Here is a 22717-nt window from a genome sequence, read left to right as displayed (position 1 = left end):
CGCGGCGTCGGGTCCTTGGCGACGCGGCGTCTGCTCCGCTGCTCCGCAGACGAGCAGGAGGCTCCCTCTTCTGACGTCATCTCCCTTCTACAGGACCCATCAGATTGCTTATTCCGCGCAACCCTCCTGTCGGACAGGTTTTCGGACCCCGCCGGGGAGGGGCGGACCCAACGGAGGTCCGAAGCCCCAGCCCCCCAGCGGCTCCCAGACGCCTCCGGCCAGCCCATCCAGGGCCTTCCGGGGGCGTCTTTTGCGTTACTCGCTTGTCAACGCTACCCGGGGATGCAAAGGCCCCATGCGACATGGCCACGACTCGTAAGCCTGGACCTTCCCGCGGCGGCCCCCCCAAGTCCGGTGGGCCCCGCACGTCCCGCCCTGGCGCGCCGAAGAAGCGCAAGGACGCCGGTGGACGCGCCGACAAACCGAAGATGAGCCGCGCCCAGCATGAACGCGCGCGCCCCAACCCCAACCGCCCCCTGCGCGAGGACCTGGTCCTCCAGGCGTGTCTGGAGGCCTACGGCGGCGTGCGCCGCGAGGGCCGCCTGTCCGACCGCGCCCTGGAGTTCGTGCTGCGCCGCAAGACGACCCTGTACTCCACCGAGCGCCGCGCCGTGGCCGAGCGCGTCTACGCGCTGCTGCGCCGCCAGCGCACCGTGGACTTCCTCCTGGAGAAGTCTCACAAGAAGTTCGACGCCCTGGACGCCACGCGCCAGGACGTCATGCGGCTCGCCGCGTCCCGCATTCTCCACGGCGAGGACCCCACCTACGTCGCGCGCTCCTGCGGGCTCACCGGCCCGGACGTGTCCGTGCTCGACCGCCTGCCGGACGCCGCCGCGGACCTGGACGCCCTGCCGGAAGCGAAGCGCTTCCCCATCGCCGCGTCGCTGCCGGACTTCCTCGCGGACCGCTTCAAGGCCGTCTTCGGCAAGGACGCCTCGCGCGCCGCCGAGGCCATGAACGAGCGCGCCCCGCTCATCGTCCGCGCCAACACGCTCAAGGGCGACCGCGCCCAGCTCCAGGATCGCCTGGCCGCGGAGGACGTGGAGTCCACCAGGCCCACCGCGCTGTCCCCCTTCGGCCTGGTGATGGAGACGCGGCTCAACCTCTTCTCCCTCCAGGACTTCAAGGACGGGGGGTTCGAGATCCAGGACGAGGGCAGCCAGCTGTTGGGCATGCTCGTGGACGCGCCGCCCACCCGCGTGGTGGACGCGTGCGCGGGCGCGGGCGGCAAGACGTTGCAGCTGGCCGCGCAGATGAAGAACCGCGGCGACCTGCACGCGCTGGACGTGGACGAAGGCCGCATGGAGGACCTGCGCAAGCGCGCGCGCCGCGCCGGTGTGCACAACGTGCGCACGCAGCTCATCCCCCACGAGGGCCCGGACGCGGACGCCGCGCTCACGCCGCTGAAGGGCCTGGCGGACCGAGTGCTGGTGGACGCGCCGTGCAGCGGCTCCGGCACCTTCCGCCGCAAGCCGGACGCCCGCTACCGCCTCACTCCGGAAGACCTGGAGATGCACGTGGGCCGGCAGAAGGCCCTGCTCGCGCGCTTCGCCATGCTGGTGAAGCCCGGCGGCCGGCTCATCTATGGCACGTGCAGCGTGCTGCGTGAGGAGAACGAGAACGTGGTGGAGGACTTCCTGTCCAAGCACCCCGACTTCAGCGTGCGCCCCGTGGCGGAGGTGCTGGGCGCGGAGCTGGGCGCGAAGCTGGGGCCCGGCCCCTTCTTGCGGCTGGCCCCGCACACCCACGGCACCGACGGCTTCTTCGGCGCCGTGCTCGTCAAGGCGAAGTAACCCCGCCGTCCCCCAGGAAGAAAGGCCCTCCGTCCATGTCGCTCGCCGTCCACTACCGCGTCGCCATGCCCCGCCCGCATGCGCACCTGTTCGAAGTGGAGGCGAGCTTCCCCGCCGGGACGGACTTCCTCGACGCGGTGATGCCGGTGTGGACGCCGGGCAGCTACCTGGTGCGCGAGTACGCCCGCCAGGTGCAGGACGTCACCGCGCAGGGCCCGGACGGCCAGCCCCTGCCGGTGCGCCGCGTGGACAAGCGCACCTGGCGCGTGGACGCGCGAGGGCAGGCCGTCACCCTGCGCTACCGCGTCTACGCGAACGAGCTGTCCGTGCGCACCAGCCACCTGGACGGCAGCCACGCCTACTTCAACGGCGCCACCGTCTTCCTCTACACGGAAGCCACGCGCGCCCTGCCCCACCACGTCACCGTGGACGCGCCGGAGGGCTGGCGCACGTTCTGCGCGCTGGACTCGGAAGGGGCCACCTTCCACGCGCCGGACTACGACGCGCTCGTGGACAGCCCCTTCGAGGTGGGCCCGCACACGCCGCTCACCTTCACCGCCGCGGGCGTGCCGCACGAAGTGGTGGTGTGGGGCGACAGCGTGCCGGACGCGGATCGGCTGTGCGCGGACATGCAGCGCATCTGCGAGGCCCAGGCGCGCATGTACGGAGGCCTGCCGCTCAAGCGCTATCTGTTCCTCGTCTACCTCACCGACAAGGGCCGCGGCGGGCTGGAGCACCAGGCCTCCACCGCGCTGCTCTTCCCGCGCACGGGGCTGTCCTCGCTCCGGGGCTGGGAGGACTTCCTCACGCTGGTGGCGCACGAGTACTTCCACCTGTGGAACATCAAGCGGGTGAAGCCGCGCGCGCTGGTGCCGTTCGACTACTCGCAGGAGAACTACACCACGCTGCTGTGGGCCTTCGAGGGCGGCACCGCCTACTACGACAACCTCTTCGTGCGCCGCGCGGGCCTGATGTCCCCCACGCGCTACCTGGCCCGGCTGGGGGAGACCTTTTCCCTGCTGCACTCCACTCCGGGCCGCCGCGTGCAGTCGCTCACGGAGGCGTCGCTCGTCAGCTGGGTGAAGCACTACCGCCCGGACGAGCACTCCACCAACAGCGCCATCTCCTACTACCTGAAGGGAGAGGTGGTGAGCGCGCTGCTGGACCTGGAGCTGCGCCGCGCCACCGGCGACGCGAAGTGCCTGGATGATGTCATGCGGTTGCTGTGGCAACGCCATGGCGACGGCTCCGGCGTCCCCGAGGACGGCGTGGAGCAGGCCGCGAGCGAGGTGGCGGGCGTGGACCTGACGCCCTTCTTCGACCGGACGGTGCGCTCCACGGAGGACCTGGACTACGGCGTCTTCGCGCACGTGGGGCTGGAGGTGTCCTTCCGCGTGCGGGAGGCCCCCAACGACAAGGGCGGCACGCCGCCGCGCCTCAAGGGCGAGCCCAAGCCCAAGGGCTGGCTGGGCGTCACCTTGCGCGGCTCCTCGACGCTGTCCACCGTACCGGAGGGCACGCCCGCGCTGGACGCGGGCCTGTATCCGGAAGACGACGTGGTGGCGCTGGACGGCTGGCGCGTGGACGGCGCGGGGCTCATCGCCCGCTGCGAGGACAAGCGCCCCGGCGACACCGTGAGGGTGACGCTGTTCCGCCGCGACCGCCTGCTGGAGGTGCCCGTCGTCCTGGGCCAGAAGCCCGCGGACGCCGCGTGGCTGCAACGCGTGGAGCGCCCCACGGACGCGCAGAAGGCCGCGTTCCAGGCGTGGTTGGGGTCCCCCTGGGACGAGACTCCCGGCCCGGCGTAGGCTTTCGGGCCGCATGGCCCCTTCCCTCCCTGCCCCTTCCCCCTGCGCGAGACACCCGGACGCCGCCGCTGGCTGGCGTTGCGAGCACTGCGAGGCATTGCTGTGCCCCGCGTGCGTGGAGACCCGGCGCACGGGCACGGTGGAGTACACCGTCTGCGTCCGGTGCGAGGGCACGGCGAACGTGCTCCTGCGCCACCGCTCGCAGCGGGCCCTCCGGACCCGCCTGACCGGCGCCCTGCGCTTTCCCTTCACCGTTCCGGGCCTGCAGACGCTCCTGGCCGTCAGCCTGATGCTGGCCGTGCTGCGCTCGCTCGGGATGGGCGTGCGCATCCTCGTGGTGCTGCCCATGGCGCTCGGGCTGGGTGTCTTCTGGTCCGCCTTCTTCGCGCTCGTGCGCGGCGCGGCCCGGGGCGACGCGGATCCCGAGGGCCCCGGCTTCACCAGCATCGTCCAGGACAACATCGTGCCGGGCCTGCGCGGCCTGGGCGTCACCGTGGGCGTCTTCGTGCCCGCGCTCGCGCGTGCCTGGCACCTGCTGCCCTCCGTGTCCGGGTACGAGACCGTCGGGCGGATCATGCTCCCGCTGCAGGCCCTGGGGCAGCCCGCGGTGTGGGAGGACCCCTTCTTCTGGGGGCTCGCCGGCCTGGGCCTCCTGTGGCTGCCGTGGGCGCTGCTGCTGGCCGCCACCTCGCAGTCGGTGTTCACCGCCTTGAATCCCTTGCGCACGCTCGGATGCCTGCGGGCGGTGGGGCCCGACGCGGGGCTGATGACGGGCGTGTTCGTGCTGCTGGCGTGCGCCCACGCCGTGATGCACTGGGGCGCGGCCTGGGTGTTCTACCTGCCCGTGCCCTTCGTCTCCACGTGGCTCGCGGAGGCGCTCACGTGCCTGGCGCCCTTCGCCGCCGCGAGCCTGCTGGGGCTCGTGCTGTACGTGCACGGGGACGCGCTGGGCTATCTGCCCGCGCGCGACCTGCTGGAGCCCACGCTGGGTGACACCGCGCCCCAGCGCGTGCCCGTGTCCCTTCTCGAGTCCCCGGTGCTCGAAGCCCCGGGCCCCGCCGACGCCGGAGTCGAAGCGAAGGTGGCCGAGCTGGGCGCGGCGGTGGAGGCGCGCGACGTGGCGAAGGCGCTGGCGCTGTATGGCGCGCTCCACGTTCTGCCCCGCCTGAAGCTTTTGCCGTCACACCATCTGTTCATCGGACAGGCCGCGGCAGTGGAAGGAGATTTCCCACTGTCGGTCAAAGCGTTGGAAGCAGCGGCGGACACGGCGCCGGATGAACCCACCGCGCCCCGCGCGCTGGTGCTGCTGGCGCGCGTGCAGGGGGAGAAGTTGGGAAACACGGTGCGCGCGGAGGAGATCTACCGCTACATCGTGCATCGTTATCCGGACACGGAGGCCGCACGTTTTTCCCACGCGCGGCTGCCGCCCGCCGCCTGACATACGCATTGCAGCACCCGTCCCCCGGTACCAGATTCCATGCATGGGACGGGTTGGGGGCGTGGGGATGGGACAGCGTTTGAAGACGTATGGCGGGTTGGGGCTCCTCGTGGGCATGCTGATGACGGGCTGTGATGATGCCCCCAGCGCGAACCGGCACGAGGACACCTGCGCGGAGCCGCGGTCGCTGCGCGTGGAGGTGATGTCGTCGGACGGCGCGTACATCCAGGGCGCGTCCGTGACGGCCACCAACCTGGAGAGCAACATCAGCATCACCGGCGTGACGGATGACCGGGGCGTCACCACGGCCATCAACGAAACGCTCGCGCCCAGCCCCATCCGAGTGGTGGCCACGGCGGGCTCGCACGTGACGCACGCGGAGCGCGTGGAGTGGACCTGTGACGAATGCCACTGCACGCCTGTTCCCGACACGGTGACGCTCAAGCTCCAGGATTGAGCCGGAAGACCCGCCAGTGAGGGCCGGCGGGCGCGGAAAATCCGCCGCCTCGGGCCGTGGGGTGGTTGTGCACACCCACCTGTGCGCGATACCACTTACGCCATGCGTCAAACCCGCATGCGCGCGAATGCGTCGGTCCGGCTCTCCCCCAGCCTCGCCGCACGCCCGTCTGGCCTGACGGCGTGCGAGCAGGCGTGTTGTCGCGGCACTGGTGTCCCCCCACTCCAGTAAGCCGTGCAACCGCGCTACCCGCCGGGTAGGCAATCCCGAAGGTCCCCCATGTCCGCAGAGAGTGTGCAGGCGCTGCTCGAATGCTCGGTCACCGAGCTGACCGGGCGGTTCGTCACCCAGGCGCAGCCCGTCCCCCAGGGTCTGCTGGAGGCGCTGGAAGCAGACCCCCGTCAGGGTGCACAGACGCTCGCGCGCAAGCTGCGCTCGCGTCAGGAGAAGAACCGGGCGGAGGGTCAGCGGCTGCGGCACCTGCTGAAGTTCGAGACGGAACTGTGGGAGCAGGGCCTGTTGAAGGTCGCGGGCGTGGACGAGGCGGGCATGGCGCCACTCGCGGGCCCCGTCGTCGCGGCGGCGGCCATCCTGCCCCGGGGTTACAAGCTCAAGGGGCTGGACGACTCGAAGAAGATCCTGGACCCGGACAAGCGCGAGGCATTGGCGGAAGCCCTCAAGCGCGACGTGGTGGCGTGGGCGGTGGGCCGGGCGGAGGTGGAGGAGATTGATCAACTCAACATCTACCACGCGGGTCTGCTGGCCATGCGGCGCGCGGTGGAGGGGTTGGGGCTGACACCTGACTACGTGCTGGTGGACGCGCGCACGATTCCCCAGTGCCCGGCTCCGCAGCGCGGCATCATCAAGGGCGACTCGCTGTCGTTGAGCATCGCGGCGGCGTCCGTGCTGGCGAAGACGACTCGCGACCGGCTGATGGCCCAGTTGGACGCGCAATATCCCGGCTACGGCCTGGCGGCGCACAAGGGCTACCCCACCGCGCAGCATGTGCAGGCCATCCAGGCCCTGGGAGTGCTGCCCATCCACCGCCGGAGCTTCGGTCCGGTGCGCGAGGCGCTCGGACTGGCGCAGCCCTCCGGGCCCGTCCCGATGCAATCCGAGCTGTTCGCCGCTACTCCTGCTCCGATGGCGAAGCGATGAGCGCGGACAAGGACATCGACGGGTGGTTGGCGGAGCGGGGCGTCACGCTGATGGACGCGCGTGCGCGGGCGAGGGGCGTGTTGGAGGAGGCAGGCCTCACGCGGCCGGGCAAGGCGCGGATGAGCGAGCCCAAGCTCCTGCGAGCGGCCGAGGTGCTGTCCGAGCGCTTCTTCCAGGTTTGCGCGGATCCCGGCTGCATCCAGGTGGCGTCAGCGAGCGGCCGGGAGCCTTTGCGTGTCGAGCCCCGAAGCCACTGCGCCCGGTGCGGCGGTTCCGCCAACCGGCGCGCGGAGGTGGCGTTCCTGGAGATGTGCCATCAGCGCGGCGTGCAGCGCGTGGTGGTGGTGGGTGGCTCGCCCGCGGTGCGTGAGGAGTTGGAGGCGAAGCTGAGCGGCCCCATCTCCCTGCGCATGGTGGACGGCACGGAGCGCCGCACGGCGGACCGCGCGAAGAGCGACCTGGAGTGGGCGGACCTGGTGCTGGTGTGGGGCGCCACGGAGCTGCACCACAAGGTGTCCACCCACTACACGCACCTGGCGTCCTCGCACCACCGCAAGGTGGTGCACGTGGTGCGCCGGGGCGTGGCCGCGCTGCTGGACGAGGCGATGGTCCATCTGCAGCGAGCGCGCTAGGAAGCAAGGCGCACCTTGGAAGGAGGCTCCCGTTTCTGGCGCCTCCCCGAGCCGATTCGCATGTTGCCGGCAGGAGGCCGCATGCGGAGGAAAGCACAGACATCCCGGGCACGGACAGGCAAGGCCCGCCAGCGGAAGGCCCCTCCCGGCTATAGCCGAGCGAAGGGGGCGAGCCTCCCGTTGAAGGGCTACACGCTGCCCGCGGTGGACCTGAAGCGCGGCTCGAGTGGCACGGGGGTGAGACAACTCCAGACCGCGCTGGTGAAGCTGGGCCACATGACCCAGGCGCAGATGAACACGGGCCCTGGCACATTCGGTGCCCAGACGGAAGGCTCGCTCAAGAAGTTCCAGAAGGCGCACGGCGTGGATGCCATTGGCGTCTATGGCCCGAAGACGCGCGCGGCGTTCAAGGCATTGGGTGCGACCCTGGGTGGCGCGGAGACGCCCCCCACCCCGGCGCCAGCAGGGCTCCGCGAGAAGATCGTCGCGGAGGGACTGTGGGGGGCCGCCAACCAGGACCGGATCCACTACGCGCAGATACGCCCGATCGACGGCATCCGGCTGCGCCACAAGCTGCCGCTCGACATCGACTGCTCGGGCTTCGTGACGCTTTGCTACAGGTGGGCGGGCGCTCCCGACCCCAATGGCAACCGTTACAGCGGAGCGGGGTACACAGGCACGCTCGAAGCCCACATGCTTCACATTCCGTTGTCCCAGGTCCAGCCAGGGGACCTCTGCCTCTGGCAGGGAAAGCATGTGTCATTGGTCATCCAGGGCGGCGCGGATCCCCTGCTCATCTCCCACGGCTCGGAATCCGGCCCCTACGCAATCCGGACGTCGGCCCAGAAGAAGTGGTACCCGGCGGGGACGCGCCTCATCTGGCTCACCTCTCCCCTGAAAGTGAAGGAGGGCCTGAAGAGCGCGCGGAGGACGCCCAGCCGCGAGGACAAGGCGCGCGGGGACCCTCCCGCGGAGGAAGGGCTCTTTGAGACTGGCATGGCAATGTGAGCGCGAAAAACGACATGATGGATGCCTGGAGATGCAACCCCCAGGAGTCCTGCGTGCGAAGCCTCTCATTCCGGTTCCCCCGTCTCGTCTCGACGCTTGTCGTGCTGGGCGGTTGTGAGCGTCAGGAGAAGCCACCCGCGCCCACGCGGTCCGAGCCTGCGCCGGTCAAGGCCAGCACGCCCGCGCCGGCCACGCCTTCGCGGAGCACCACCGAACAGGAGCTGCGCGAGCGGCTGCGGTGCGAGGCGCTCCTGGGCCTCAGTGGGCTGTTGGCGGGCCAGAAGGAGTTCTTCGGGGAGAAGGACGCCTGGACCCCGGACGTCACACGACTCCCCACCCCGGCGGCGTGCGCGGATGGCAGCCGCGTGCCCGCGCCGGACGCCACCTGGCTCGCGGGTTGCCACTTCCGCTATGCGGTCTCGGTGGCTGGCTCGACGCCCGACGACAGCACCTTCAGCGTGCGCGCGGTGGGCGTGGGCGGACTCGCCGAAGGGTTCACGTACACCCTGACGCATGGGTACGCGGACAGGAAGCTCGTGCGCGTGTGGCCCTCGGAGCTCGTCCTCGAGGAGTGCCATGGCGTGCGCAGGCCGGAGGGGACGCCCCTGCCAGCCCCGCTGTGCGAGGGCGCCAGCAACCTGAAGGCGCTCTTCACGGCCGAGAAGGCGTACTTCGGGGAGAAGGACCGCTTTTCGGAGAGCGCCGCCGTGGTGGGCTTCCTTCCGGAGCCCTGCCTCGATGGCTCCCGAGTTCCGGTGCCCGATGACACGTGGATCGCGGGCTGTCACTTCATCTACCGCGCCGAGGTCTCAGGCACGGCGCCGGAGCAGACCTTCCGCCTCACCGCGCGCGGAATGAGCGGCCCCGTGGTGGAGCAGAAGCTGACGCTGGACTCCCAGTACACCTGGAGCCCAGCCGATCCAGGCTGCGCGCCCTGACGTGTTGAATCTTTCGTCGCCCGTCACGTAGATGGGAGCCGTGCGGCGTCGGACCGCGCGCCCGCTTCGTCACGGAAGCGGGCGCGCCCCGGGATGACTTCCGGCTCGACGGCATCCGAATTAATCCCATTTAACTCGCCGGCCGGTGCCCCGAACGCTTTCATCACCCCATCCGCATGGTGCTGTCTCGCCGTGTAGAGGGGGAAGTGACACATGTTTTCTGATGGAATCCGCCGTGCCCTGGGGCCTGTGCTGCGCACCGTCGCGAACACCGCAGTGGAGAAGGCGGTCGCGCCGCCGCTCCAGCCCGCCGCCAAGGCCGTCGCGAACTTCGCCGTGTCCTCATTCGAGCGCGGAACCTCGCCAAGGGTCGTGCTGAATCCGCCGCCTGTCGTCGTGCAACGGCCGCCGGTCGACCTGACGCCGCCGAACGCGCAGGGAGACGGAAAATCGGGTGAGGGGGACTGGCTGAACGTCTCATCGTCTGACGGCGTCTACCTGCGTCCGGGGCCGAGCGCGGAGTCCGGGCAGAGCGTCCTCTACGGGACGGGAACGAAGCTGAAGGTCATCGCGCCGCCGGACAACAGCGCCGCGGTCCAGGGGGAGTTCGTCTACGTCCAGGATGCCCGCGGACGACAGGGCTGGGTCCGCGCGGCGAAAACCAGTGAGATGAGCACGGACGAGGTCGCGAAGTATCGGGCCGCTCGCCACCAGTCGGACGCCGCGGACACGTATCAGGACATCTACGTCAACCAGTTCGACGCCGAGACGCAGGTGGGAGGCGATGGCAGGAACGCCAACTGCGGCCCCACCGCCACGCTCATGGCGTTTCTCAACGAGGGGCTCGTCATCCCCTCCATCCCCGGCATCACGCACAACGGCACGGCCGGCGCGGATGTGCAGGCAGTGCGCTACTGGGGCAATACCGCGAGCGATAAAGGCAGCGACGGCGTGACGACCAACGCCGCGGGGGAGACGGTGTACTCGCTGACGACGGAGAACTCCCAATACACCGGCTTCCAGGACGTGAAGAACGCGGTGACGGCCGCGCGCGGAAGCTGGGCGAAGGTGGGCGCGAACTCGGAGAGCATCAAGGAGGCCATCGACTCCGGAATGTCGGTGGTCATCTCCGGGAACTTCGTCGAGACGCCCGCGCAGGCCCCGGAGGGCTCCGAGAACGCCGACCCGGTGCTCAAGAGCGACACCTGGGCTCAAGGCGGCGGTGCCCAGGAGCACCTGGTCGCGGTGGTGGGCGTGACGCCGGAGGGCAACTTCATCGTGTGCGACCCCGCGGTCGACGTCCGCACGCCCATCGAGGTCACGCCCGAGGAGTTGGACGCCTTCATGCGCGGCAACGCGGGCGCCATCGGCATCTACGATCCGACACCCGGCCCCCGTTCAGGGGCGTAGGGGCGCCCACCCGTCCATCTCCGGATTGAATCTTCCTTCGACCGTCACGTAGATGGGAGGCGTGCGGCATCAGGCCCGCACCTCTCCTCGGGGGACAAACGGATGAACAGGAAGCTCGGCGCGGCGGTGTTCATGATGGTGGCATGTGCCTTCGGCCCGATGACGGCCGTCGCACAGGAGGGCTCGGGCAATATCGACATCACCGGCAATGACGAGACAGCGACCCACGCATGTACGCCGGGCAGCACGGTGGAGATCACCGGCAACTCCAACACCGTGACGCTGACCGGCGACTGCAAGAGCGTCGAGGTGAACGGCACCGACAACAAGGTGAAGGTGGAGGCCACCGGTGCCATCTCCGTGACGGGGACCTCCAACTCCGTCACCTGGAAGCGCGGTCACGGCAAGTCGAAGCCGAAGATCAGCCGCACCGGCGTGGACAACAAGATCACGCAGGAGAAGTAGCCGTCGGCCCCCGCGCCCGCTTCGTCATTGAAGCGGGCGCGTTGGGGCAGCGCTCAAGGGGACGCGGAAGGCGCCGCGTCCTCGCCAAGCAACAGCTGCCGCACGATGGGCACCGGCGGGTAGCCATGGGAGACCACGGCGTCGTGGAAGCGCTGGAGGGTGAAGTCCCTCCCCCACTTCACCTTCGCCTCCTCACGCAGTTCCATCAGCATCTTCTTGCCCAACGCGTACACCAGGTACGTCGGGTCGGACGTGCCACGGCGCGCCTCGCGCTCCGCGTTGATGCGCGTCATGTACGCCTCCTTCTCGAAGAGGCTCACGGCCTGGTCGTACGTCATCCCGCGCGTGTGCAGGGACAGGCCCGCCACGTAGCGCGCCAGCCGCTGGAGGTAGAGCGCCAGCTGGTTCAGGCGCAGCCGGTCCGCCTGCGGACCCGTGCCGCCGTAGCCCTCGTCCAGCATCATCTGCTCCGTGTACAGGCCCCAGCCTTCGCTGAAGGAACCTGAACCCAGCAGCCGGCGCACCTTGGACTGGATGCGGTTCGTCCACAGGAACTGCACGTAGTGCCCCGGGTACGCCTCGTGGATGGAGACCAGCGGCAGCGCGTAGCGGTTGTAGAAGCTCATGTGCTGCTCGGCCTGCTCCGCGCTCCACGCCGGGTCCGGCGGCGTCACGTAGTAGTACGCCTCCGTCGCCTTCATCTCGAACGGGCCGGGCGTGCTCATGCTCGCGAAGGACAGCGCGCGGCTGAACACCGGCGTCTCCGCCACCTTCGCGCGAACCTCACTGGGCACGGTGATGATGCGGTGGTCGATGAGGAACTGGCGGATGTCCTCCAGCGTCGCCGTGGTGGTGGACACCAGCTCCGCGCCCGCCGGGTGCTCCTTGCCCAGCTCGCGGTACACGTCCATGGGCGCCTTGCCCGGGGCAATCCGCGCGGCCACCGCACTGAACTGATCCTGCGTGCGCTTCATCTCCGCGCGCCCCCAGGCCAGCAGCGAGTCGATGCTGTCCGTGACGCCTTCCTCGTACTGGAGCTTCTGGCGATACGTCGCCTCACCGATGGCGAAGTCCCCGTTCGAGCGGGCCAGCAGGTCGTCCTGCAGGAAGCGGATGTAGCCATCGATAGCCTCCAGGCACCGCGCCTGCGCGCGCTTGAAGTCGTCCTGGAGCGCGGCGTCCTGCACCGGCGCGAAGGCCTGCGGCAGCGTCTGCGCGTAGAGCGAGCGCGTGCCCTTCGCCTGCTCCAGGGCGATCTCCGTCCACAGCTTCGGCGGGTTCTTCAAGTTCGCCGGGGCCGCCGCGAAGACCGCCGGCACCACCGCCATGCGCTTCACCGCCGAGCGCATCCGCTCCTCCAGCGGCGCGAAGTCGCGGTTGATGAGCTGGTACACGGCGTTGGACGCGAAGCCCAGGTAGGCGTTCGGGTTGCGCTCCCACGAGCGCACCGTCTCCAGGTCCAGGATGCGCGCGCGGAGGTGATTCTCCAGGATGTCGTAATCAGCCCGGTCACCGGGCGGCAGCGCGGCGCGGTCCACTGCCTTGGGCAGCGCCGCCAGCCGGTCCTTGAGGAATGCCAGATGCGACGCGCGATCCTCGGGCCGGAAGCCACGCAGCTCGCCGTCATACGTGTGCACGCCCGCGGAGGTGGCGGACATGGGCGAGCGGCGGAAGTGCTCCTCGAAGTACGCGTCCACGAACCCTCGCAGCGCCACCTGTGAGGAGGACTCCGAGGGCGCGGCGGCCTGCACGTCGTCCCGGGCCGCGGGGCGGGACGTGGTGCAGCCAGGGGACAGCAGCAGCAACGCGGCGAGGACGCTCGGGGTTCGCAGTGCGTTCATGGAGCCTCTGGGGGAAGGAGACGCGGGGAGCGTCGCCCATGGCCCCTTGCACGACAAGCGACCCGGAGAGTTGACATGGACCTGTCAGATTGACAGGTTCCTGCCAATGCCACCGTTGACCCCAAAAGCAGAGACCTTCAGTGCCCTGGTCCTGGAGGTGTTCCAGTTGAATGGGTTGCTGCTCCAGGCTGGAGACCGGCTGAGCGCTCCGGCGGGACTGACGAGCGCCCGCTGGCAGGTGCTGGGCGTCATCGACCATGGCCCCGCCACGGTCGCGGCCGTGGCGCGCACGATGGGGCTCGCGCGGCAGAGCGTGCAGCAGACGGCGGACGCGCTCGCGAGCGACGGGTTCGTGGAGTTCGTCGACAACCCGCACCACCAGCGGGCGAAGTGCGTCGCCCTCACGGCCGCCGGTCGCCGAGCCTTGCGCAAGGTCGAGCAGGCGCATGCCACGTGGGCGGACCGGCTTGGCGCGAGCCTGCCCCCGGCGCTTCTCGCCGCGGCGGTCGAGGGCGTCCGCGAAGCGCGCCTGCGGCTCGAAGAGGACCTGACCGAAGCGGAGCGCTCCCATGAAAAGTGACACCAGCATCCCCCTGCTCCCCTGCGTGGAGCTCGCGTCGACGCTCGAGTTCTACGCGCTGCTCGGGTTCGAGGTGACGTACCAACAACGGGCACCCAATCCCTACGCGGCGACACAGCGGGGAGGTGCGCAGCTCCACTTCTTCGGCCTGAAGGGATTGGATCCGCTGAAGGCCTTCAGCAGCTGTCTGGTCATCGTGGACGAGGTCGAGGAACTGCACGCGCGCTTCCTCGACGCGCTGCGGAAGGCCTATGGGCGGACTCCCGTCCGGGGACTTCCACGCATGACTCGCATGCGGAAGGGACAGTCGCGCTTCACCCTCACCGACCCCTCCGGCAATTCGCTCATGTTCATCCGCCGGGATGAACCCGACGGTTATGGCGATGACGGGAACACACCCACCTCCATCCTCGGCAAGGCCCTCAAGACGGCCCGGCGTCTGCGCGACTTCAAGGGCGATGACGCCGCCGCCGCGAAGGTCCTGGATGCCGCGCTCAAGAAGCCGGACGCGGGGACGGAGAAGGAACGGGAACAGGCGCTCGCGGACCGCGCGGAGCTGGCCGTGGCCCTGGGGGAAGTGTCCGCCCTCCTGCGTCCCTGAAAGACGCCAGCGCTTCCTGAAGCGACGCATTTCTCTGCTCGCGCGGGCGTCCCCGCCCCCGGGCTGTCGCGGCATGGCACCTGCAAATCCAAAGGCAAGCACCTCCAGCCCCATTGCTTGCCGAGGTCCCATGGCCGCCAACTACAAGAAGTTCTTCGCTGGCTCCCGCAACATCCCGAAGGGCATCTCGCTCGGATATCCCGTCCCCGGTCCGCAGGAGGCCAGCGCGGATCAAATCGCCGGACAGGCGTTCTTCGCCACGCCGAACGACTGGAGCAGCATCCAGGCCTCGGCCTATGACTTCATCGTGATTGGCACCGGGCCCACCGGCGTGGCCTTCATCGAGCAGACGCTGAAGCACAACCCGAACGCGCGCATCCTGGTGCTGGAGCGGGGCGGCTTCTGGTTGCCCACGCACTACCAGATGCTCCCGCTCGCCTTCCAGGCCGCGACCGGCTCACCGCCCACCACGTACCCGTGGACGCGCACGACACGGATGGCGACCACGGAGCTGGAGTTCTTCCAGGCCGGCTACATCCCCGTGCTGGGCGGACGATCCACCTACTGGAGCGCCTGGTGCCCCGCCCCGACTCCCGACCTGATGCGCGACTGGCCGCAGGAGCTGATCGACGTCACGCTCCAGCCGGGCTTCTGGGATCGCGCCCGCGCGTTCCTGCACGTCACCACGATGGACAAGGTCCACGACGGCGTCTACGGCAGCCTCCAGCATCAAATCGATGTGAACCTCCGGGAGAACTTCAAGCGCTACGTGCCCTCGGCGGAGAGCGCGTTCCCGGCCCCCATCGCCGTGGGCCATACGCCCTGGAAGGGCGTGAAGTTCTACAAGTACTCCACCGTCGGCACGCTGCTGGACCTGCAGCAATCACAGAAGGCGCTGGCGGCCCAGGGCAAGGGGCAGCCCCTGACCATCGTCGACCACTGCGTCGTGGACCGCCTGGTGCATGACGGCCACGGGACGGTGACCGCGCTGGAGACCACCCGCGGCCCGCTGGCGGTGAGCTCGGCGAAGGTCGTGCTGGCGATGGGGACCATCCCGCCCGCGACGCTGCTGATGAACTCCTTCAAGGAGGCCCTGCCGAACATCGGCAAGCGTTACACCGGCCACTTCATGTCTCACATCACGGCGCGCGTGAAGCGCTCGGCGTTCAAGGACCTGGCCGCGCTGGAGATTGGCGCCACCTACCTGGATGGCAAGGCGCCCAATGGCTTGCAGTATCACGTGCAGACCAGCGCCTTCGCCTCCGCGAACCCGGAGGCCGACGAGAGCACCATCGCCCACGAGGCCCCGGACGCGGCGGCCATCGCGTCGATGGCGCAGCTGAAGGGCTCCGAGGATTACGTCGTGTTCGTCTGCGCGACCCTGGGCGAGGTGAGCGAGAAGAATCCCGACAACTGGATCCGCATGAACGGCGGCACCGACCCCGCCACCAACATCACCCTCCAGCTCCAGCCCGGCGTGCAGGACCACCACCTGTGGGACGTGCTCGACGAGGCGACCTACCAGTCCATCGACGTCATGGCCGGGAGTGCCGGGTGCTCGACCCCGGAGGTCGAATACTGGGTCGACGACGCGAGCGGCAACGGCGGCCGTTGGCAGCCGGAGCGGCCGGACCGGAAGAAGATCCGCCTGAACATCATCGTGCACGAGGCCTCGCCGCTGTGGATGGGCAAGGACCCGGCGACGTCGGTGGTCGGGTTGGACTACCGGCCACACGGCGTCCACAACGTCTACGTGACGGGCGGCGCCCTCTTCCCCACTTCGGGCTCGTGGAACCCCACGCTGACCATGTGCGGCCTGGCGCAGGACCTGGCGGACCGCCTGCGCGGTTGAGCGGTGTGAAGTAGCGCGGCTCGGCGGTGGGCCCGGCCGCGCCCTGCATCTTCTTGCCCGCGACGGCCATCACCGCGACCAGGACGGTGAACATCAGGTGCAGCACGCCGAGCGGCTTGAGCACCATCTGTCCCGCTCGCGTCTGCCCCGCCTGCACCCGGTCCACCTCGGGCTGGCGCTCACTCTGGATTCTCTCGAAGACCGCCGCGTCCAGCGGCCGGCCTTCATGAATGGCATCCAGCAGGTGGTTGGCGGCCACGAACGTGTCCTTGATGGCCAGGTTCAGCCCCTGCCCTCCCGATGGCGACATGGTGTGCGCCGCGTCTCCCAGGAAGAGGACCCCGGGGGCATGCCACCGCTTCACCCGGTCCACGAGGATCCGCAGCACCTGCCACTCCGTGTGCTCATCGAGCTTGCGTTCCACATGGGGCCGGAGCCTCTCCGGCACCGTGGGCAGCAGCCGCCGGCGCAGCTCCGGGAGGTCCTTGCGCAGCCCGTTGAGGTCGCCCGGCTCGCTGAAGGCGACGTGCAGCCGGTGCCGCCTGGAGGGCTGGAAGACAACCACCCGCCCCTTGCCGAACATGTGCACCTGGAGCGACGTGGGCAGTGCCTCCGGTGCATCAGCGAGATCGAAGCGCAGCCAGAGCGCGTCGGCCGTCGACTCGAACTGCTCGATCTCCAAGCCGCAGGACTTGCGCAGGTGGCTGTTGCGTCCGTTGCACACGATGAAGAGGTCTCCGTCGACGCGCTCCTCCACGCCGTCGCGGCGGGTCCTCAGCGCGACCACGCGCCCCTCCTCCTGCACGGCGTCCAGCACCGTGGTGCCGAAGTCCATGCGGTAGTGGGGATGACGCAGGCATTGCTCGTGGAGCAGCGCGAGCATCCCGGGCTGCGACACCACGGCCCCCAGCTCCCGGGGACCGGGCACGCGGACCGTGCGGCGCTCGCCCACGTACATGACCCGCTCGATGTCCAGCAGGGCCTGCCCCCGCTCGAGCAGCGCGGTGAAGAACTCCGCGCGCTTCAGTGCTTCGACAACCGGCGCCTGCAGGAGCTCGCCGCGGAACTCGCGTTCGAAATCCGGATGGCGCTCCAGGACACGGACCGGAACACCGTTCGTGACCAATTGATACGCGAGGACCATTCCGGCGGGACCACCGCCCACGATGACAATGCGAGGAGGCTTCATGGCGGCCCTTCTACCGGACCTGCTCCTCCTCCGATGTCGTCCGTTCAGCCATGTCGAGTGCGCTCAGGACAGGCGACCCGGACGACGTGCGCGTGACGTGCCCACCCACCGTTCGGATTCAATCCGGCTTGACTCCACCCATCCCCCCTGCGCCCAGGCGAGCTGAAACAGCAGGCCCGGGCCACGTGACGCGGCCCGGGCCTCTGGATGAAATGGCTCCCGCTCAGAACGCGCGCAGGCCGAGCGCGTAGGTGGAGATGGACGCCGCGGAGGCGCTCTCGTGGTCCTTCGACGCGGCCGCGCAGCCCGAGTTCACCGGCTTGATGCGCCAGAGCATGTTGCCCGCGCCGCTCCAGTTGACGAACGCCCCGCAGCCGCTGAGCGCATAACCACTGCTCAGGCCCACCGTGTAGCTGGGGTGAGAGACTACCGACGACGTGCCGCTGTTGACGACGTTGCCGATGGTGCCCACGCCCGGGATGGTGCCGTTGATGCCAATGGCATACGCCGTCGCCGAGGCAGGCGACGAATTGGTGTGGTCCTTCGAGCGCACGCGCCAGGACGTGGAGGTCGAGGGCGCCGAGGCGGTGGCCAGGTTGCCCGAGCCGCTCCAGTTCACCCGGATGCCGCCGCCCGCCAGCACGTAGCCCGCCGGCAGGGACGCGGTGACGTCAGGGTGCGCGACCGTGCCGCTCGTCGCCGTGCTGACGGCCAGGTAGGTGCGCAGCTGCGCCGGGGTCAGCCCCGCGACCTTCAGGCCAATGGCCCACGCGCGCACCTGCGCGGGGTCCGCGATGAGGTGATCCTTGGCCGACACCAGCCACGAGGTCAGCCCCGTATCGGGGTACGACGCGGTCAGCAGGTTGCCCGAGGGGCCCTCCTTGCCCTCGCCGCCACCGCCAATCACCACGAAGTCGCTGGGGACGGTCACCGTGAAGTTGGTGGTCGTCCCGGCGCTCGTCGTCGCATAGCGCTCGAAGACCGCGATGGTGAGCTTGCCGCTGGTGTCCGTCTGCCGGAACAGCTCGACCGCGCCGCCGCAGCTCACGCCCACCGCGGCGAAGGCCGACGCGACGTTGGAGACATTGAAGCCGTAGTCCTGCGCCGCGGTCTGCACACCGCACGCGCCCTGGTTGAAGTCCGTGCTCGGGCCCCAGTACAGGTCATTGGCGCGAGCAAAGACCTGGAACGCCTTCACCGTGCCCCAGCCCGGCGTGGTGGCCAGCAGGTAGAAGGCCTTGTTGTACACGCCGGACGAGTAGTGCACGTCCAGACCGTTGTAATAGTTGGAGGCATGGCCGATGGAGCGACCGTCCTGTGGCGGGTTGGCCATGTAGCGAAGCGCCCCGCTGCTCTTGAAGATTTCAGCGCCGACGAGGAAGTCATTGGTGCCGCGCATGTAGTACTCGGCGGCCTCGCCCGCGATGTCCGAGTAGGCCTCGTTGATGCCGCCGGACTGGCCTGAGTAGATCAACCCGGAGTTCTGCTCGGTGAAGCCGTGGGACACCTCGTGCGCGCCGACGTCCAGGCTGACCAGCGGGTAGAACGTCGAGTACCCGTCGCCAAACGTCATCGCCGAGCCGTTCCAGAACGCGTTCTCGTAGTTGCTGCCGTAGTGCACCCGCATCGTGAGCTGGAAGGTCAGCGGGGCCTTGCCCACGTAGGCCTGATACATGTTGAAGATGACGCTGCCGAAGTAGTGCGCGTCATTGAGCGGCGAGTACGCTCCGTTGATGTTCTTCACCGTGTTGCGGGGACACGTATAGGAGAACGGGGTGGAGCCGCTGGTGCCGCCGTTGAGGTTGACGGTCTGGACGTTGGCGTTGGTCATCGTGCACGTGGTGCCGGACTGGGCCACGTCCATGTAGCCGTAGTTCGTGCCGTACTCGTACTGGCCTGTCTTGACGTTGCCGCCAGGGCCCGTGCCGATGAGCACGTGTTGCAGGTTCTCCCACTGCTTGAGCACCCGGCCCCCCTCCGAGTCGACGATGACCATGGGCCGAGTGGGCGCCCCGCCACCGACGAGGTCCGCGAAGTAGCTGACGACGTAGGCCTTGTGGGCGCGGCCGTCGTCGTCAACGTAGATCATCAACTCGGAGCGCTCGTTCTCGACGAGCATGGCGCGCACGCGGTTGCCCAGACTGGCCCCCTTGGCGATGTCCAGCGCCTCCGCGGCGGACAGCCGGGGCGCCCTCGCCGGGATGTCCCGCTCCAGACCGGTGACCTTGCGCCCGAACAGCGCGCGCAGCTCCCCGTTGGCGTCCTCGTTGACGATGACGTGCTCGCCGAAGATGGGCAGGCCCCGGAAGGTCTGCTGGTAGCGGTGGTTGCTGACACCGTGGTCGCTGACGCTGTCGAGCAGGGTCAGTCCCGAGTTCGCGTCGAGGCCCAGCGCCTGCGCGTGGCGGGCAGGCTCACGGTCGGCGCCACCCATGAGGAAGGTGGCCGCGTGCCGCTGGCGGATCGCCCCCAACTCCTCCTGTTGCAGGTCGACACGGCTCGCCGCGGAGGCGGAGCCAGCGGCCAGCATCGACGTCAGGGCCGCGGCAAGGGCTGGGTTCTGGAGAAGGGATTTCACGTCTGACACTCCTGGAGAGCGCGGTTGCGACCGCCGCGAGATGCAGCGCGAAATAACCGCCATCCGAGAACAAGCCTAAAAAGCAGAAACACCGGACGTCAACAGCCCTCCCGCACTCCAAGTACGGCCCCGGCTGTCATATGACACACATGTCATGATTGTGACGCTGGAGCATGGCGCTCAGGCCCCACGTCCCTCTGAGAGTGCGTGGCATTGCGATTGCTCTGCGTCGCGCCACCCGGCGTTCCCGTACGCCCGGAACCTTCACGCCTGCCCGAGGAAGCCATGCGTCCAGCCCGTCCCTCCGTCTTCGAGCGAATCCCCACCGCGACCCGCGCCTGGGCCTCGCGCCTGGTGCTGCTGCTGGCCTGCGCCAGCGTCGTGGCCACGTCGCGAGCCCAGTCTGAAGACGTGGCGTCCCCGGTCCACACCGGCACGCCCTTCCGCCTGACGGCGGAGACCGACAAGGTCACGCGCACGCTGGTCGTCCGGACCTCCGCGAAGGAGAAGTTGTCGGATCCGGTGGAAGGCGAGCTGCACATCCAGGCCAAGGCCAAGTGGACGCCGGGTGCCCCCACCCAGACGCCGCAGCCGTCGCTGGCGATCAGCTTCCTCGACGGGGAGCTCACCTACGGAGGCCAGTCCGGCGTCCTCGAGCCCGACGTCGCCGTGACGGTGGAGAACGTGGCGTACTTCGGCGGGAACTGCGCGCAGAATCAAGGCTGCGAGTGGACCGTGCAGGTCGTTTTCGACGTCCGATCCAACTCGGACTCCGGCACCATCGAGGCCCCCGGCACGGTCGACGTGGAGTGGACGGCCCAGGGCTTCGCGCACGTGCTGGACGACTCCAGTGTCCCCAAGGGTTTCACCGTGAGCCTTTCCGAGCCCTGACGCCCCCTGGCATCAAGGCGCTGCCGCTGAAGCCTTGATGAAGTCGATGAACGCCCGGAGCGGCGCGGGCACGAAGCGCCGCCCGGGGTAGTAGAGGAACGGCCCCGGGAAGGGCTGCCACCAGGGTTCGAGGACGGGAACCAGGGCGCCGCTGTCCAGGTACGGACGCAGCCAGTCCTCGAAGAGGTGCACGATGCCGGTGCCCGCGAGCGCGGCGTCGACGGCGAGGTCCGTCGCCCCACCCGCCCTCACGATGAGCGGTCCCGAGGGCTCGACCGTCACCACCTCGCCGTCTCGTTCGAACTCCCAGAGCGTCATCGCGCCGCTCGCGAAACGGCCGCGCAGGCACGCATGCCGCAGCAGGTCCCGGGGATGTTCCGGCCGTCCATGCCGCTCCAGGTACGCCGGGGCCGCGGCCGTGGCGTGGCGCTGGACGCGAGGCCCGATGGGCACCGCGATCATGTCCTGCTCCAGCCGCTCGTCGTAGCGGATGCCCGCGTCACAGCCGGCCGCGATGACATCCACGAAGCTGTCCTCGGTGATGACCTCCAGTTCGATGTCGGGGTACGCGGCGAGGAACGGCGGGACGATGCGCGGCAGCACCAGCCGTGACGCGCTGATGGGCACGTTGAGGCGCAACACGCCGGCGGGCCGGTTGCGGAACCCGTTCACCACGTCGAGCGCGGCCTCCATCTCCGTCAGCACGGGCGCCAGGCGCTCCAGCAGACCCTCTCCGGCTTCGGTGGGGACAACACTGCGCGTCGTGCGGTTGAGCAGGCGGACGCCCAGGCGTTCCTCCAGCCGGCGGACCGCGTCGCTCAGCGAGGACGCGCTGCTCCCGCTCAGGCGGGCACCCTCGCGGAAGCTGCGGGCCCGCGCCACCACCACGAAGGCGTTCAAATCACCCAGGTCGACCTTCACTGTTCGCCACTCCGCACAACCTGTACGGGTCGTGCCCCGTTATGCAGAAAGTCCACGGTGGCTATGCATGCTCCATCTCAAAAGGAGATGGAGCATGCCCGGTATCGACTCATCCAGCACCTTCCCCCTCGGGGGCCACCCCGTGAAGCGCCTCGGCTATGGGGCCATGCAGCTCGCGGGACCCGGCGTCTTCGGCCCGCCGAAGGACCCGGACGCCGCCCGTGCCGTGTTGCGCGAGGCCGTGGCCCGCGGGGTGAACCACATCGACACCAGCGACTACTACGGCCCGCACGTCACCAACCAGATCATCCGCGAGGCGCTCACGCCCTACGCCGACGGCCTCGTCATCGTCACCAAGATTGGCGCCCGGCGCGGCAATGACGGCTCCTGGCTCCCGGCCTTCTCGAAGGAAGAGCTGACGCAGGCCGTGCACGACAACTTGCGCAACCTGGGACGGGACGTGCTGGACGTGGTCAACCTGCGCTTCATGTTCGACACGCACGGGCCCGCCGAAGGGCCCATCGAAGAGGCCCTCACCGTCCTCGCCGAGCTCCAGCGCCAGGGCCTGGTGCGCCACATCGGGCTGAGCAACGTCACCGCCAGACAGGTCGCCGATGGACGGCGCATCGCGGACATCGTCTGCGTGCAGAACCACTACAACCTGGCGCACCGGCACGACGACGCGCTCATCGACTCGCTCGCGAAGGACAAGATCGCCTACGTGCCCTTCTTCCCGCTGGGAGGCTTCAGCCCGCTGCAGTCGTCCACGCTGTCCGCCGTGGCGGCCCGCCTGAACGCGACGCCCATGCAGACCGCGCTGGCGTGGCTGCTGCGCCGCTCGCCCAACATCCTCCTCATCCCCGGCACGTCGTCCGTCGCGCACCTGAAGGAGAACCTGGCCGCGGCCGAGCTCACGCTGCCGGATGATGCGCTCAAGGAGTTGGAGTCCGTGGCGAGCCCGAACGCCTGACCTCCCGTGGCGCCTCCCGGCCGTGGCGCATCTCCGCCGCGGCCTGGGGCAACCCCAGTCCTGAGTGATCCCCGCATTTAAGCGAGCGGATCGCCAGACGCCTACCTGACAGCTGCGTGCGAGGCGGAGTGGTGGGGAGCAGTAAGAGAGGCCATGCGGGGACGCAAAGTGGCCATCAACGAAGAGC

At 69.2% G+C, this 22717-nt stretch carries 18 protein-coding genes and 1 pseudogene; 15 read left to right on the top strand and 4 right to left on the bottom strand.

What is annotated here, in order from left to right:
• Positions 1–302: 302 nt before the first annotated feature.
• The 10 genes from D7Y11_RS31055 to D7Y11_RS31010 all read left to right on the top strand — a co-directional run bounded on the left by D7Y11_RS31055 (position 303) and on the right by D7Y11_RS31010 (position 11107).
• Positions 303–1793, top strand: a complete 1491-nt coding sequence (locus D7Y11_RS31055) for an RsmB/NOP family class I SAM-dependent RNA methyltransferase (RefSeq protein ID WP_126935481.1) — start codon at positions 303–305, stop codon at positions 1791–1793.
• 35 nt (positions 1794–1828) lie between these two features.
• Positions 1829–3601 carry a M61 family metallopeptidase gene (locus tag D7Y11_RS31050; RefSeq protein WP_126935480.1) on the top strand — a complete coding sequence of 591 codons (1773 nt, stop codon included), beginning with the start codon at positions 1829–1831 and terminating at the stop codon, positions 3599–3601.
• Between the two features lie 13 nt (positions 3602–3614).
• On the top strand, positions 3615–5039 hold the full coding sequence (locus D7Y11_RS31045; protein WP_126935479.1) for a tetratricopeptide repeat protein: 1425 nt from the start codon (positions 3615–3617) through the stop codon (positions 5037–5039).
• Positions 5040–5106: 67 nt separating this feature from the next.
• The gene (locus D7Y11_RS31040) at positions 5107–5496 is read left to right on the top strand and encodes a carboxypeptidase-like regulatory domain-containing protein (protein WP_233607437.1); all 390 of its coding nucleotides are present in this window, start codon (positions 5107–5109) and stop codon (positions 5494–5496) included.
• 279 nt (positions 5497–5775) lie between these two features.
• On the top strand, positions 5776–6654 hold the full coding sequence (locus D7Y11_RS31035) for a ribonuclease HII (protein ID WP_120576658.1): 879 nt from the start codon (positions 5776–5778) through the stop codon (positions 6652–6654).
• Positions 6651–7286, top strand: coding sequence for a hypothetical protein (locus tag D7Y11_RS31030; protein WP_121753611.1), 636 nt, complete (start codon positions 6651–6653; stop codon positions 7284–7286). Before D7Y11_RS31035 ends, D7Y11_RS31030 begins: the two co-directional genes overlap by 4 nt.
• Before the next feature lie 180 nt (positions 7287–7466).
• Positions 7467–8294 carry a peptidoglycan-binding protein gene (locus D7Y11_RS31025; RefSeq protein ID WP_233607436.1) on the top strand — a complete coding sequence of 276 codons (828 nt, stop codon included), beginning with the start codon at positions 7467–7469 and terminating at the stop codon, positions 8292–8294.
• 53 nt (positions 8295–8347) lie between these two features.
• A complete protein-coding gene (locus tag D7Y11_RS31020; RefSeq protein WP_126935477.1) occupies positions 8348–9232 on the top strand; it encodes a hypothetical protein in 885 nt (294 codons plus the stop codon).
• Between the two features lie 213 nt (positions 9233–9445).
• Complete coding sequence (locus tag D7Y11_RS31015; RefSeq protein ID WP_126935476.1) at positions 9446–10642, top strand: C39 family peptidase; 1197 nt, start codon at positions 9446–9448, stop codon at positions 10640–10642.
• Between the two features lie 102 nt (positions 10643–10744).
• The gene (locus D7Y11_RS31010; protein WP_120576653.1) at positions 10745–11107 is read left to right on the top strand and encodes a DUF3060 domain-containing protein; all 363 of its coding nucleotides are present in this window, start codon (positions 10745–10747) and stop codon (positions 11105–11107) included.
• Positions 11108–11160: 53 nt separating this feature from the next.
• On the opposite strand, the gene D7Y11_RS31005 is transcribed toward D7Y11_RS31010, so the two are convergent.
• Positions 11161–12948 carry a DUF885 domain-containing protein gene (locus D7Y11_RS31005; protein WP_126935475.1) on the bottom strand — a complete coding sequence of 596 codons (1788 nt, stop codon included), beginning with the start codon at positions 12946–12948 and terminating at the stop codon, positions 11161–11163.
• Positions 12949–13054: 106 nt separating this feature from the next.
• Between D7Y11_RS31005 and D7Y11_RS31000 the strand changes: the two genes are divergently transcribed.
• From D7Y11_RS31000 to D7Y11_RS30990, 3 genes are all read left to right on the top strand, one after another.
• Positions 13055–13528 carry a MarR family winged helix-turn-helix transcriptional regulator gene (locus D7Y11_RS31000; RefSeq protein ID WP_120576651.1) on the top strand — a complete coding sequence of 158 codons (474 nt, stop codon included), beginning with the start codon at positions 13055–13057 and terminating at the stop codon, positions 13526–13528.
• A complete protein-coding gene (locus D7Y11_RS30995) occupies positions 13518–14129 on the top strand; it encodes a VOC family protein (RefSeq protein ID WP_126935474.1) in 612 nt (203 codons plus the stop codon). Before D7Y11_RS31000 ends, D7Y11_RS30995 begins: the two co-directional genes overlap by 11 nt.
• 130 nt (positions 14130–14259) lie before the next feature.
• Positions 14260–15981 carry a GMC oxidoreductase gene (locus tag D7Y11_RS30990; protein ID WP_126935473.1) on the top strand — a complete coding sequence of 574 codons (1722 nt, stop codon included), beginning with the start codon at positions 14260–14262 and terminating at the stop codon, positions 15979–15981.
• A gap of 229 nt (positions 15982–16210) precedes the next feature.
• Here the strand turns inward: D7Y11_RS30990 and D7Y11_RS30985 are convergent.
• Both D7Y11_RS30985 and D7Y11_RS45255 read right to left on the bottom strand, forming a co-directional pair.
• A pseudogene (locus D7Y11_RS30985) lies at positions 16211–17170 on the bottom strand (FAD-dependent monooxygenase); the annotation flags it as partial.
• Between the two features lie 223 nt (positions 17171–17393).
• Positions 17394–19748 carry a M4 family metallopeptidase gene (locus D7Y11_RS45255; RefSeq protein ID WP_306770475.1) on the bottom strand — a complete coding sequence of 785 codons (2355 nt, stop codon included), beginning with the start codon at positions 19746–19748 and terminating at the stop codon, positions 17394–17396.
• Between the two features lie 285 nt (positions 19749–20033).
• Here D7Y11_RS45255 and D7Y11_RS30975 point away from each other — a divergent pair, with 285 nt between their 5' ends.
• Complete coding sequence (locus D7Y11_RS30975; RefSeq protein WP_120576648.1) at positions 20034–20639, top strand: hypothetical protein; 606 nt, start codon at positions 20034–20036, stop codon at positions 20637–20639.
• A gap of 12 nt (positions 20640–20651) precedes the next feature.
• Here D7Y11_RS30975 and D7Y11_RS30970 read toward each other — a convergent pair whose 3' ends face one another.
• Positions 20652–21560, bottom strand: coding sequence for a LysR family transcriptional regulator (locus D7Y11_RS30970; protein ID WP_120576647.1), 909 nt, complete (start codon positions 21558–21560; stop codon positions 20652–20654).
• 94 nt (positions 21561–21654) lie between these two features.
• On the opposite strand from D7Y11_RS30970, the gene D7Y11_RS30965 reads away from it, so the two are divergent.
• Entirely contained in the window at positions 21655–22530 is an 876-nt protein-coding gene (locus D7Y11_RS30965) for an aldo/keto reductase family oxidoreductase (protein WP_126935472.1), read from the top strand.
• Positions 22531–22717: the final 187 nt, after the last annotated feature.

The sequence above is a fragment of the Corallococcus sp. AB018 genome (assembly GCF_003986945.1).
In the GTDB taxonomy this organism is placed as follows: Bacteria; Myxococcota; Myxococcia; order Myxococcales; family Myxococcaceae; genus Corallococcus; species Corallococcus exiguus.
This window is presented reverse-complemented; position numbering and strand designations above follow the sequence as displayed.